This is a genomic window from Bradyrhizobium genomosp. I (2014) (assembly GCF_000261685.1).
Taxonomy (GTDB): domain Bacteria; phylum Pseudomonadota; class Alphaproteobacteria; order Rhizobiales; family Xanthobacteraceae; genus Bradyrhizobium.
Map to the genome: position 1 here is coordinate 25,766 of NZ_AJQE01000226.1, position 11,985 is coordinate 37,750.

The 11,985-nt window shown below is 64.9% G+C and carries 10 protein-coding genes; 3 read left to right on the forward strand and 7 right to left on the reverse strand.

The window, feature by feature from the left end; genetic code table 11:
- Positions 1-81: 81 nt before the first annotated feature.
- From IC50_RS21605 to IC50_RS21620, 4 genes are all read right to left on the reverse strand, one after another.
- On the reverse strand, positions 82-405 hold the full coding sequence (locus IC50_RS21605; protein WP_035709406.1) for a cupredoxin domain-containing protein: 324 nt from the start codon (positions 403-405) through the stop codon (positions 82-84).
- A 26-nt stretch (positions 406-431) separates the two neighbouring features.
- The gene (locus IC50_RS21610) at positions 432-1,376 is read right to left on the reverse strand and encodes a metallophosphoesterase family protein (RefSeq protein ID WP_035709409.1); all 945 of its coding nucleotides are present in this window, start codon (positions 1,374-1,376) and stop codon (positions 432-434) included.
- A 238-nt stretch (positions 1,377-1,614) separates the two neighbouring features.
- Positions 1,615-2,493 (reverse strand): alpha/beta fold hydrolase, encoded by an 879-nt coding sequence (locus tag IC50_RS21615; protein ID WP_050991053.1) that lies wholly within the window; start codon positions 2,491-2,493, stop codon positions 1,615-1,617.
- 12 nt (positions 2,494-2,505) lie between these two features.
- The gene (locus IC50_RS21620; protein ID WP_035709411.1) at positions 2,506-4,125 is read right to left on the reverse strand and encodes a GMC family oxidoreductase; all 1,620 of its coding nucleotides are present in this window, start codon (positions 4,123-4,125) and stop codon (positions 2,506-2,508) included.
- 173 nt (positions 4,126-4,298) lie between these two features.
- On the opposite strand from IC50_RS21620, the gene IC50_RS21625 reads away from it, so the two are divergent.
- Positions 4,299-5,471, forward strand: a complete 1,173-nt coding sequence (locus tag IC50_RS21625; protein ID WP_035709434.1) for a M20 aminoacylase family protein — start codon at positions 4,299-4,301, stop codon at positions 5,469-5,471.
- A gap of 172 nt (positions 5,472-5,643) precedes the next feature.
- Here the strand turns inward: IC50_RS21625 and IC50_RS21630 are convergent, their stop codons facing one another.
- The 3 genes from IC50_RS21630 to IC50_RS21640 form a co-directional block, all read right to left on the reverse strand.
- The gene (locus IC50_RS21630) at positions 5,644-7,272 is read right to left on the reverse strand and encodes an inorganic phosphate transporter (protein ID WP_035709414.1); all 1,629 of its coding nucleotides are present in this window, start codon (positions 7,270-7,272) and stop codon (positions 5,644-5,646) included.
- Between the two features lie 96 nt (positions 7,273-7,368).
- Positions 7,369-8,811 carry a UdgX family uracil-DNA binding protein gene (locus tag IC50_RS21635; RefSeq protein ID WP_035709417.1) on the reverse strand — a complete coding sequence of 481 codons (1,443 nt, stop codon included), beginning with the start codon at positions 8,809-8,811 and terminating at the stop codon, positions 7,369-7,371.
- Positions 8,811-10,046 (reverse strand): putative DNA modification/repair radical SAM protein, encoded by a 1,236-nt coding sequence (locus IC50_RS21640; protein WP_035709421.1) that lies wholly within the window; start codon positions 10,044-10,046, stop codon positions 8,811-8,813. Before IC50_RS21640 ends, IC50_RS21635 begins: the two co-directional genes overlap by 1 nt.
- Before the next feature lie 161 nt (positions 10,047-10,207).
- Between IC50_RS21640 and IC50_RS21645 the strand changes: the two genes are divergently transcribed.
- Positions 10,208-10,996 (forward strand): ImuA family protein, encoded by a 789-nt coding sequence (locus IC50_RS21645; RefSeq protein WP_035709426.1) that lies wholly within the window; start codon positions 10,208-10,210, stop codon positions 10,994-10,996.
- On the forward strand, positions 10,893-11,985 hold a 1,093-nt coding region (locus IC50_RS21650), incomplete at its 3' end, for a Y-family DNA polymerase (protein WP_035709436.1). The genes IC50_RS21645 and IC50_RS21650, both read left to right, overlap by 104 nt.

Below are 11,985 nucleotides of genomic sequence, written 5' to 3' on the forward strand. Positions count from 1 at the left end.
TGTGTCGTGATCGAAGACGCGGGAGCCCGGCCGGCGTGGGACCGCCGGCCGGGCAGGACGTTGATGCCTTGGTTCGAGACGTTACTCAACCTTGACCATCCCCGTCATGTGCGGGTGCAGCGAACAAAAATATTTGTAGTCGCCCGCGTTGGTGAAGGTGAACGAGAACTTGTCGTCGGTGTCCAGGGTCTTGGACCTGAACTTGCCGGCCGATACGACGGTGTGGGGAATGTCGTCCCGGTTGGTCCAGGTCACGGTGGTGCCGACCTTGATCTTGAGCTCGGCCGGCTGGAAGACGAAATTGTCGATATACACGTCCATGTCGTCGGCACGGGCCGCTGTTGCGGGCAACAGGACGGCCGCGGCCATCGCGAGACCGAAGTCGCGGCGATTGAGTGTCTTCATGGTCAGCTTCCATTTCAGCGGTGGATTCAGCCTTGCAGCGGCGTGTCGATGATCGCGAGCCGTTGGTCGTTCTGCTTGAAGTTGATGCTGGCGACGCCGAGCATGGAACGCAGTTTTGCGTCCTCGACCTTCATCGGGCCGGGCGAGCGAGCTGTTCCCGGCGCCGGCTGCGGGAAGGCGGTCGAGCGCGCGGTGTGGAAGGTGACGTTGCCCTCGACCTTCTGCATCACCTGGTGGATGTGGCCGTTCAACACGGTGACCGAGCCGAAACCCTTGACGTATTCCAGCGCGCGGCCGCCGTCCTCGGTGCCCCAGCCCCATTCGGGATAGACGGTCCAAAGCGGGATATGCGCGAACAGCACGATCGGCGTCGACTTCGACTTGCCGCGCAGATCGTCCTCGAGCCAGGCGAGCTGCTCGGCGCCGAGATTGCCGAGGCCGCCAGCCTTGAGGTCGACGACGTTGACGAGGCCGACGAAATGCACGCCACCGGCGTCGAACGAATACCAGCCCTGGCCCTTGGTGCCGCGGCCGTAGCGCTCGCGGTAGAGCTTCACCTCCTCGTCGAGGAAGTCATGCTCGCCGGGCACGTAGTGCACATCGAGCTTGCTTTGCGAGATGATGCGATCGGCATTTTCGAACTCGGCTGCCTTCGACAGATGGGTGATGTCGCCGGTGTGGATCATGAAGGACGGCTTGGCCGGCATCGCGTTGATCTTGCCAACCGCTTCCTCCAGCGTGCCGAGCGCATTGGGATTGGCCGGCTTGTCGAAGCCGACATGGCTGTCGCTGATCTGGAGGAAGCTCATGCCCGGCGCGGCCGCGGTCGCAGCCTCAGCGGAATCGATGATGCCGAGCGACCGCGGCACGCCGCCCGTCACGGTCCAGAGCACCCCGGTGCCGGCCCAGGTCATGCATTCCAGCACCTTGCGGCGGCTGACGCCGTCATCCCCGTGATTGTGTCCGCTCATCGCGCATCTCCACGTCGCCCGGAATTGGGCTTCGGGGAGGTGATCGGGGGAGGGGGAGACTTATTCCCGGACGGGATGACGATTTCGTGAGGACGCGATCTCGTGTCCCGGACGCGGCGCAGCGCTCTTGGTGGTGCGCCGCAGAGCCGGGACTCAGAAAGCCACACGGTACGCGGTAAGATAGACCCCGGCTCAGCAGCGCATCACTGCGTGCTGCGCTGCGTCCGGGGAACGAGACCTATTTCGAAAAATCTCTCACCGCTTCCACCACGCGCTCCGGCTTTTCCTGCGCCACACAATGCCCGGCATCCTCAAACATCAGCGTACTGACGCGCGGAATGAGCGACACCGCGCGTCGCGCCATCTCCCGGTAGATCGGCCCCGACTTCGCGGCCGTCGTGACGCGGACCGGGCAATCGATCTCGGCGAGCGAGCCGAACGGATTGCCGCGGGCATCGCCAACGTAGACCTGCGCCATCGCCTCATAGATCGGACGGAGCATTGCCGACTCGATCTCCGGCATGCAGCGGAGCCGGACCCTGCCATCGTCGAGCGTCACGAAGCCGTGTCGCACATAGGCCCGAAGCGAGGTGTCGGTCCAATCCGCGAATGCCGGCGCTGCGCGGTAGCGGTTGAAGGCGGCATCGGAGTTGTCGAATTCGGCCTGACGGCGCAGCGCACCTTGCACGCGGGACAGGGAGTCTTCGTCCAATCCGCCGGAGAGCACCGCGCGCGGATCCATGATGGTCGGCTCCATCACGAACATCCGCGTGAAGCATCCGGGCAACAGCTTTGCCGCAAGCAGGAGATCGGTTGCGCCCGCGCTGTGGCCAATGCCGTAGACGTTGCGCAGCTTCAACGCGTCGATCACCCGACGGATGTCGCCGGCAAAGTCGAGGAAATGATAGGCGCTCGGCTTGTGGCTCGCGCCATGGCCGCGGCGGTCGAGCGCATAGACCGTGTAGGTCGATGCAAGATCGCGCGCGACCTCGTCCCAGACGTCGGCGACGAAGCCGGTGCCGTGCACGAGGAGGGCGGGCGGCTTGCCGCTCTCGCCCCATTGCAGGATGGCGATCTCTGCGTCGGCGGGGCCGATTGAAAAGCGCTGACTGATCATGATGGCCGGATGCTACTTCGCATCCTCCAGGATCATCGTCGCGCCTTTCTCCGCAATCATCGCCGTCGGCGTGTTGGTGTTGCCCGAGGTGATGGTCGGCATGATCGAGGCATCGACGATGCGCAGGCCGGACAGTCCGTAGAAGCGCAGGCGTTCGTCGACCACGGCCAGCGGATCATTCGCCGCGCCCATTTTTGCCGTGCCGACGGGATGAAAGATGGTGGTGCCGATATCGCCGGCGGCTTTTGCGAGCGAGGCGTCGTCGTCGCCGACCGAGGGCCCGGGCAGATATTCGCTGGGCCGATACCTGGCGAGCGCCTTCTGCTGCATCAGGCGTCGCGTGGTGCGAATGGCGTCGGCGGCGACCTGGCGGTCGTCGTCGGTCGACAGGTAGTTCGGCGCGATGATCGGCTTTTCCTCCGGCGTCGCCGAGCGGAGCCGCACGGTGCCGCGGGAGGTCGGTTGAAGATTGCAGGCGCTGACGGTGATGGCGGGAAAGCGGTGCAGTGGATCGCCGAACTTGTCGAGCGACAGCGGCTGCACGTGGAATTGGATGTTGGCGCGCGCGCGCGTCGCATCGGAGCGCGTGAAGATGCCGAGTTGTGACGGTGCCATCGTCAGGGGACCGCGGCGGCGGAAGGCGTAGTCGAGCCCCATCAGGCCGCGGCGGAACAGGTTGTAGTAGGTCTCGTTCAGCGTGCGCACGCCCTCGACCTTGTAGATCGCTCGCTGCTGCAGGTGGTCCTGGAGATTGCGTCCCACACCGGGCCTGTCCATGACGATGTCGATGCCGAGCGGCGACAGCCAGTCGGCGGGTCCGATGCCGGAGCGATGCAGCACCTGCACCGAACCGATCGCGCCTGCCGAGAGGATCACCTCGCGTTTCGCCCGTGCCTCGATGATCTCGCCGTTCTGGATGAAGCGCACGCCGACGGCGCGGCCCTGCTCGATGATGAGGCGGTCGACCAGCACGCGCTTCTCGAGACGCAGATTGGAGCGGTGCAGTGCGGGCTTGAGGAAGCCGCGTGCCGACGACCAGCGCCGGCCGCGCTTCTGGTTGACGTGGAAATAGCTGGTGCCTTCATTGTCGCCGGTATTGAAATCCGGGATGCGCTTGATGCCCATCTCCTCGGCGGCATCGCCGACGGCGTCGAGAACGGCCCAGGACAGTCGCGGCGCCTCGATGCGCCAGCCGCCGCCGGCACCGTGGTGCTCGCTCGGCCCCAGGAAGTGATCCTCCAGCCGCTTGAACAGCGGCAGCACGTCGTCATAGCCCCACCCGGTCAGCCCGAGCTGGCGCCAGTGATCGTAATCGGCAGCCTGTCCGCGCATCGAGATCATGGCGTTGATCGCCGAGCAGCCGCCGATCACCTTGCCGCGGGGATAGGCGAGCGCGCGGCCGTTCAGGCCGGGCTCGGGCTCGGTCTTGAACATCCAGTCCGACCGGGGATTGCCGATGGCGAAGAGATAGCCAACCGGGATGTGGAACCAGATCCAGTTGTCGTCGCCTCCGGCTTCAAGGATGAGAACGCGGTTGCTTGGGAGGGCTGACAGCCGGTTGGCGATGATGCAGCCGGCCGTGCCGGCCCCGACGACAATGTAGTCAAACTCGCCTTCGAGCCGCCTTGGCATTCTGCTTCCACCCGGATGGTCACTTTGCGTTCCGCCTATTAGGCAGACGCAGCGGATCGGGACAAGCCCGGCCATGCCGGGTGGGCAGGGCTAGGCCCCGATGTCAGGCAGTTGGGTCGACCGGCGCTTGCATGGTAGACAGTCCTGGATTTCCAACAATGCTCGAGACCTCCATGCCCATCGTGAATCGCGTCGCCGACCTTCAACCCGATATTCAGGCCTGGCGCCGGGACATCCATCAGCATCCGGAGCTGTTGTACGACGTTCACCGCACCGCAGCATTCGTCGCGGATCGCTTGCGGGAGTTCGGCTGCGATGAGGTCGTGACCGGGCTCGGCCAGACCGGCGTGGTCGGCGTGATCAAGGGCAACAAGCCGGCCGGCGAGGGGCTCAAGGTGATCGGCATGCGTGCCGACATGGACGCGCTGCCGGTCGAGGAGCAGACCAACCTGCCTTACGCCTCCAAGACTCCTGGCAAGATGCACGCCTGTGGCCATGACGGCCACACTGCGATGCTGCTGGGGGCAGCCCGCTATCTCGCCGAGACCCGCAATTTTGCCGGCGATGCCGTGGTGATCTTCCAGCCGGCCGAGGAGGGCGGCGCCGGCGGCGCTGCCATGGTCAAGGACGGACTGATGGAACGCTTCGGCATCGAGCAGGTCTATGGCATGCACAACGGCCCCGGCATCCCGGTCGGCTCGTTCGCGATCCGGCCAGGTCCGATCATGGCGGCGACCGACGAGGTCGACATCATGATCGAGGGCCTCGGCGGTCATGCCGCGCGTCCGCACAAATGCGTGGATTCCGTGCTGGTCGGTGCGCAGGTGATCACCGCACTGCAGTCCATCGTCGCGCGCAGCGTCGATCCCCTTGAATCGGCCGTGATCTCGATCTGCGAATTCCACGCCGGCAACGCGCGTAACGTCATTCCGCAGACCGCGACGCTGAGAGGCACCATCCGCACGCTGTCGCCCGAAGTGCGCAAGCTGGTCGAGAAGCGCGTGCACGAAGTCGTGGCAGGCGTGGCGCAGATCACCGGCGCCAAGATCGACCTGCACTACAAGCGCAATTATCCCGTCGTGAACAATCATGCGGCGGAAACCGAGGTGGCGCGGCGCATCGCCGAGCAGGTCGCGGGCGAGGCCAACGTGCACGAGATGCCGCCGCTGATGGGCGGCGAGGATTTCGCCTACATGCTGGAAGCGCGGCCCGGCGCCTTCATCTTCTGCGGCAACGGCGACAGCGCCGGCCTGCATCACCCCGCCTACAATTTCAACGACGAGGCGATCGTCTACGGCACGTCCTACTGGGTCAAGCTGGTCGAGGAGCAGCTGGCGGCGTCGTAAGGCTCCGTCGTCATTCCGGGATGGTCCGAAGGACCAGACCCGGAATCTCGAGATTCTCAGGTGCGCAATCGCGCACCGGAGTTCGGCTCCTCGAACCGCCCCGGAATGACAGCCTGGAATGCAGATGGCCGGGACAAACCCGGCCATCCGCGTTCATGGAGTGTCGTTTTGCTCAGAACATCCGCGAGAAGATCACGTAGAGCGTGGCCGAGAGCATGATCGCGCAGGGCAGCGTCAGCACCCAGGCCATCAGCAGGTTGCGGATGGTCGACCATTGCAGGCCCGAGCCGTTGGCTGCCATGGTGCCGGCGACGCCCGACGACAGCACATGCGTGGTCGAGACCGGCAGGCCGAACACGTCGGCGGCACCGATCGTGGCGGCGGCCACGAGTTCGGCCGAGGCGCCCTGCGCATAGGTGAGATGGGACTTGCCGATCTTCTCACCGACCGTGATCACGATGCGCTTCCAGCCGATCATGGTGCCGAGGCCGAGTGCAATCGCGACCGCGATCTTCACCCAGTTCGGGATGAACTTCGTGGCGGCGTCGAGTGAGCCCTTGTATGCGTTCAAGGTCGCGATCTCCTCCTTGTTGAGATCGTTCTCCTTGTCCTTCATCAGGAACCGGATCGCTTCGGAGGTCATGTACATGTCGTTGCGGGTATTGCCGACCGCCTCCGCGGGCACCTTGTTCAGGGAGCCGTATTGGGCGACCTGATCGCCGACATCCTTCACCAGCACTGCGAGCGAGGGATAGGTGCCCTCGTTGATCTGATGCAGTGCGATGTATTGCGTCACAGCGGGGCGGGGATCGCCGATGATGCTGTGGCCGGCGCCCTTTGCGGAGATCACCTTGGCGGCGGCTTCCGAGGTCTTCTGGAACTGGACGACCTGAGATTCCGGCAGCGCGCGGTTGAGCGCATAGGCCGTCGGTACGGTGCCGATCAGGATCAGCATGATCAGGCCCATGCCCTTCTGGCCGTCGTTCGAGCCGTGCGCGAAACTGACGCCGGTGCAGGTTGCGATCAAGAGGCCGCGGATCCAGAGCGGCGGCGTCTTGTTGCCTTCGGGCGCAGCGTAGAGGGCCGGGTTGCGCACGATGAACTTGAGCAGCAGCAACAGCACGGCGGCGCAGATGAAACCGAACAGCGGCGACAGCAGTAGTGCGTAGCCGATTTCCGTCGCCTTGCTCCAATCCACGCCCGAGGTACCGTCGCGGCCGCGCATGACGGCGTTGGCGACGCCGACGCCGATGATCGAGCCGATCAGCGTGTGCGAGGAGGAGGCGGGCAGGCCGAAAAACCAGGTGCCGAGATTCCACAGGATCGCCGCGATCAGCAGCGCGAACACCATGGCGAAGCCCGCGCTGGAGCCGACCTGGAGGATCAGCTCGACCGGCAGCAGCGAGACGATGCCAAAGGCGACCGCGCCGGAGGACAGGAGCACGCCGAGGAAGTTGAAGAAGCCCGACCACATCACGGCGACTTCGGCTGGCAGCGAATGGGTGTAGATGACCGTGGCCACCGCATTGGCGGTGTCGTGGAAGCCGTTGACGAATTCGAAGCCGAGCGCGATCAGGAGCGCAACGAACAGGAGGATGTAGGGCAGGTAGGTCGTCACCCGCGCGCCCGTCGCGTTGACGTCGACATAGATGCTGTAGGCGACGAACAGCAGGCCCGCGGCGAGGATGCCGAAGAACAGGATCATCGTCAGCGGATTGAAGCCCTTGTCGAGATTTGGCCGCGAAGCCGGCTGGATCGGTGCGGGATCGGCGATCGCTCGGTCGAATGCAACATCGGTCATGTCTGGACGCCCCTTAACTTTGAAGTAAGGGTATTGTCCGCGATGGATTTGAAGGCCGGATGACAACCAGGGCGTGAAGCCGTCGTCCTGCGAGGTTTAAGCGGCCCGGGCGGCCTTCTTCTGCAAGCCGGCGGCGATCTTCAAATCCTCAACAAAGCGCTGATACTCCAGCAGCTTGGCTTCCGGATCGGGCAGCCGCAGCAGATAGGACGGATGCACCGTCACGAGCGCTTTGCGTCCATCGGGAAGGTCCATGAGCCGGCCGCGGTTCTTGCCGATCGGGGTGATCTTGCCGAACACGCTTTGCGCGGCGGTGGCGCCCATCGCCACGATGAGATCGGGCTGAATTGCCGCAACTTCCCGCTCATACCATTGCCGGCACGCCCGGATCTCAGGCGTGTTCGGCTTCTGGTGCAGGCGGATTTTTCCACGCGGCACGAATTTGAAGTGTTTCACAGCGTTGGTGACATAGACCTTCTTGCGGTCGACGCCGGCTTCCTCCAGCGCGCGGTCGAGCATCTGGCCGGCCGGACCGACGAAGGGGTGGCCGGCGAGATCTTCCTTGTCGCCGGGTTGTTCGCCGACCAGCATGATGTTGGCGTTCTTCGGTCCTTCGCCGAACACGGTCTGGGTCGCGTCCTTGTAGAGATGGCAGGCGCGGCAATGCGCGGCCTCCTCGCGGAGCGCTTCGAGATCGTCGGCAGCGGTCTTGCGTGTCATCGGACCCTTCGGCCGCTTCTGAGGCTTGCGCGGATCGGTTGCGGCATTGGCGATCATAGCACCGGTCATGCGCTCGGCATCCTCGATCAAGGGTTTAATGATCGAAGCCTCGGGCAGGTTCCTCCAGTATTTCTTCGGCATCTCGGCCCGCATCGCCTTCACCTTGAGCCGGGCCGGATTGAAAATGCTGGCGTAGTAACGCCGCCAGGTTTCCTCGAGCCGGTCTTCGCTCGGCGCCTCGCGCCTGCTGACACCCGGCGTGAACGAGAGCGCGTGGCCATCCCAATGCGCGCAAAGGTCCGGCGTCAGGATCGACCAGGGCATGTCGGCAAAGCGCTTGGCGAAGAACGGCGCGGCGAGCTCGACGATGTGATGCTCGGGCTCGAACCAGGCGACGTAGTAGGCGTCGCGTTCCCTGCCGATCTCGCGAAAGCGGACGAAAGCGTGCATCTTGTGCTCGTCGCGATGGACCGCTCGCGCCATCGCCGTGATCTGCGCGACATCAAGGTCGGTCGCAACCTCGATGAGATCGTGATCGTCCTTCAGCCGCCAGAGCAGGCGATAGAGGATCGCAAAGCGCTCGGGATCGCGGTGCAGGATCGCGGCCTTGGCCAGCTCGATAAATTTGCCTGATACGGTGAAGGTGCCGTCGTTCACCTCGAGGATCGGAGACGGCGCCGGTGGTGCGAACAAGTCCGCTTCGCCACCTTTCACGGTCCAGGTGACATCGCTGGGCCTCACGTGGTGAAGCACGAGGCTGCGCGCGGCTCTGCGCCAGCCGTCGAAATCGGTTTCGGTGTCGAGGGTGATGTACTGCATCAGAAGCCAAATCCCAGTTGCATTGCCTTCGGCTTGAACCGTTCGATCAGCCGCGCCTCGTCGAGGCGATGTGGCGAGGGGCGATGATCGCTGAGGACGATGAACGGCAGCGCCTTGTTGCGGGGCACGTGCAGCCGCGCGAGATCGGCAAGGCGGATCGTGGTGGTGCGCCGCGTCGCGATGATGCGTTCGACCGCCTTGGTGCCGAAGCCCGGCACGCGCAGCAGCTCCTCGCGGCTGGCGCGGTTGACGTCGAGCGGGAAACGGTCGCGATGACGCAGCGCCCAGGCGAGCTTCGGATCGATGTCGAGCGGCAGCATCGAGCTGTCGTCGACGATCTCGCCGACATCGAAGCCGTAGAACCGCATCAGCCAGTCGGCCTGGTAGAGCCGGTGCTCGCGCAGCAGCGGCGGCGCCCGCAGGGGAAGTGCGCGGCTGGCGTCGGGGATCGGGCTGAACGCGGAATAATAGACGCGCCGCAGCCGGTAGGCGCCGTAGAGATTGGCGCTGGTATGGAGGATGGTGTGGTCGGAGGCGCTATCTGCGCCGACGATCATCTGCGTGCTCTGGCCGGCCGGTGCGAAGCGCTGCGGCCTGGCCTTCGCCTTCGTTGCGCGGTTCTCCTCGGCCTCATCCAGTTTCAGCCGCAGCCGGCCCATGGTGCGGCGGATCGCGCGGACGTCCTTCTCGGGCGCGAATTGCTGCAGGCTCGTCTCCTGCGGCATCTCGATGTTGATCGAGAGGCGATCGGCATATTTGCCGGCTTCCGCGATCAGCGCATCGTCAGCCTCGGGAATGGTCTTCAGGTGAATGTAGCCGCGGAAGTGATGCTCCTCGCGCAGTTTGCGCGCGACGCTGACCACCTGCTCCATGGTGTAGTCGGGGCTGCGGATGATGCCGGAGGAGAGGAACAGGCCCTCGATGTAATTGCGCCGGTAGAAGTCGAGCGTGAGCTTGACCAATTCGTCGATGGTGAAGCGGGCGCGCGGTACGTTCGAGGAGGCGCGGTTGACGCAATAGAGGCAATCGTAATTGCAGGCGTTGGTCAGCAGCACCTTGAGCAGGGAGATGCAGCGTCCGTCCGGCGCATAGGAATGGCAGATGCCCATGCCGGGCGCGGTCGAGCCCATGCCCTTGCCGTCGCTGGAATCCCGCTTCTCGGTGCCGCTGGAGGCGCAGGACGCGTCGTATTTGGCGGCATCCGCCAGAATTTCCAGCTTTCGTTGTACGTCCATCCTGGAATCCCTTTGATTCAGCTTATGAATCCCTGGCCCGCCAATTCGATTGACTCTTCTGGCCCCATTAGCTTTATATTAGAACATATCATGAACAAATGAGCCAGCCGTTGGTTCTTCTTTTGAAGACCACGGCACCAATTCCTGAAGGAGCGGCGAGCATGAGCGGCGCACGTGGAAGCGCGCTTGCGATCCTGCGCGGGCAGATCGAGCGCATCGAGACCGCGGAGGTCGTGCATCAACACGATCGCGTCGCGCTCGGCCACGGCGAGGCCGACGCCGCGTTGAAGGGCGGGCTCGCGCGCGCGGCGATCCACGAGGTGTTTTGCGAAGGGCGGCAGGGCGCTGCCGCCACGGGCTTCGTCATGGGGCTTGCGAGGCGCGTCTCAGCACAGCGGCCGCTGCTGTGGGTGCGGCAGGATTTTTCGGAGTTAGAGGCCGGTGCGCTGTCGATGAGCGGGCTAGCCGAGCTCGGCCTCGACCCGCGCCGCGTGGTGATGGTGCGCGCCGCCGATGTCGAGAGCGCGCTGCGCACCTTGGCCGATGCGCTCGCCTGCGATGCGCTGGGCGCCGTCGTGCTCGAGCTCTGGGGCGAGACCAGACAGTTCGATCTCGTGGCGAGCCGCAAGCTGACGCTTGCCGCGCAATCTTCCGGCGTGACCGGTCTCTTGCTGCGGATGGCCGCGCAGCCGCTGCCTTCGACCGCGGAGACGCGATGGATGTTGCGTGCGGCGCATTCGCCGCCGGGTTCGGTATGGAGTGCCTGGGGCGCGCCGGTGTTCGATGCCGAACTCCTGCGCAATCGTCATGGCCCGTGCGGCCGGTGGATCATGGAATGGAATTGTGATGAGTGCCAGTTCAGTGAACCGTCGACGTATTCTCAGCCTGTGGCTGCCGCGCCTGCCCATCGACCGGATCCAGCGGTTCCTTGGCAGCGCCGGGCTGGGTAAAGCCAAAGCGTTTTCAAGCGAAGTGGGCACCGGTTCGCGTGAAGAAAACGCGTCAAAACAAAAAGCTGAGCCGAGCATCGTCGTCATCAAGGACAACAATGCGCTGGTGATCCATGCGCTGGACGAGGCCGCCGAGCGCCTCGGCCTGTACATCGGCCAACCCCTGGCCAATGCGCGCGCGATGTGTCCTGACCTGAAGGTGTTCGATGCCGATGTCGTGGCCGACGCGAAGACGCTCAGCGATATCGCCGACTGGTGCGACCGCTTCACGCCGCTGGTGGCGCTCGATCCGCCGCACGGGCTGTTCCTGGACATCACCGGCTGCGCGCATCTGTTCGGCGGTGAAGCCGCGCTGTTGCAGACGCTGGTCCGGGCGCTCGGCCGACAGGGCTTTGCCGTCGGCGCGGCGATCGCCGGGACCTCGGTCTGCGCGCGCACGCTGACGCGGCAGGCCACGGGAACCGTCGTTGTCGATGGCGGAGAGGCGGCGGCGATCGACCAGTTTCCGGTGTCCGCGCTCGGTGCAGGCGAGGCCATCACCACCGGCTTGCGTCGCGCCGGTCTGAAGACCATCGGCGATGTTGCCTCGCGCGAGCCGCACGAAATCACGGCGCGGTTTGGCGCGCGGTTCTCCACGCTGCTCGCGCATGCACTGGGGCAGGGCGATGCGCCGATCAACCCGCGAAAGCCGCTGCCCGACTACATCGTGGAGAAGCGCTTCGCCGAGCCGATCGCGACCGACACCATGATCGCGATGACGCTGTCGCGGCTCGCGGACACGCTGATCGCATCCATGGAGAAGCAGGGCAAGGGTGCGCGCCGGCTGGAAGCCGCCTTCTTCCGCACCGACGGCGTGGTGCGCGCGATCACGGTCGAGACCGGACGCCCGGTGACGCGAAGCGCGGTGATCGACCGCCTGTTTCGCGAGCGCCTTGATGCGCTCGCCGATCCGCTCGATCCCGGCTTCGGCTTCGACATGGTGCGGCTGG

What these genes read in the sequence shown, in the direction of transcription:
- IC50_RS21630 (WP_035709414.1), bottom strand. Translation starts at nt 7,272, where the DNA reads ATGACCGATGTTGCATTCGACCGAGCGATCGCCGATCCCGCACCGATC.
- IC50_RS21605 (WP_035709406.1), bottom strand. Translation starts at nt 405, where the DNA reads ATGAAGACACTCAATCGCCGCGACTTCGGTCTCGCGATGGCCGCGGCC.
- IC50_RS21640 (WP_035709421.1), bottom strand. Translation starts at nt 10,046, where the DNA reads ATGGACGTACAACGAAAGCTGGAAATTCTGGCGGATGCCGCCAAATAC.
- IC50_RS21615 (WP_050991053.1), bottom strand. Translation starts at nt 2,493, where the DNA reads ATGATCAGTCAGCGCTTTTCAATCGGCCCCGCCGACGCAGAGATCGCC.
- IC50_RS21635 (WP_035709417.1), bottom strand. Translation starts at nt 8,811, where the DNA reads ATGCAGTACATCACCCTCGACACCGAAACCGATTTCGACGGCTGGCGC.
- IC50_RS21620 (WP_035709411.1), bottom strand. Translation starts at nt 4,125, where the DNA reads ATGCCAAGGCGGCTCGAAGGCGAGTTTGACTACATTGTCGTCGGGGCC.
- IC50_RS21625 (WP_035709434.1), top strand. Translation starts at nt 4,299, where the DNA reads ATGCCCATCGTGAATCGCGTCGCCGACCTTCAACCCGATATTCAGGCC.
- IC50_RS21610 (WP_035709409.1), bottom strand. Translation starts at nt 1,376, where the DNA reads ATGAGCGGACACAATCACGGGGATGACGGCGTCAGCCGCCGCAAGGTG.
- IC50_RS21645 (WP_035709426.1), top strand. Translation starts at nt 10,208, where the DNA reads ATGAGCGGCGCACGTGGAAGCGCGCTTGCGATCCTGCGCGGGCAGATC.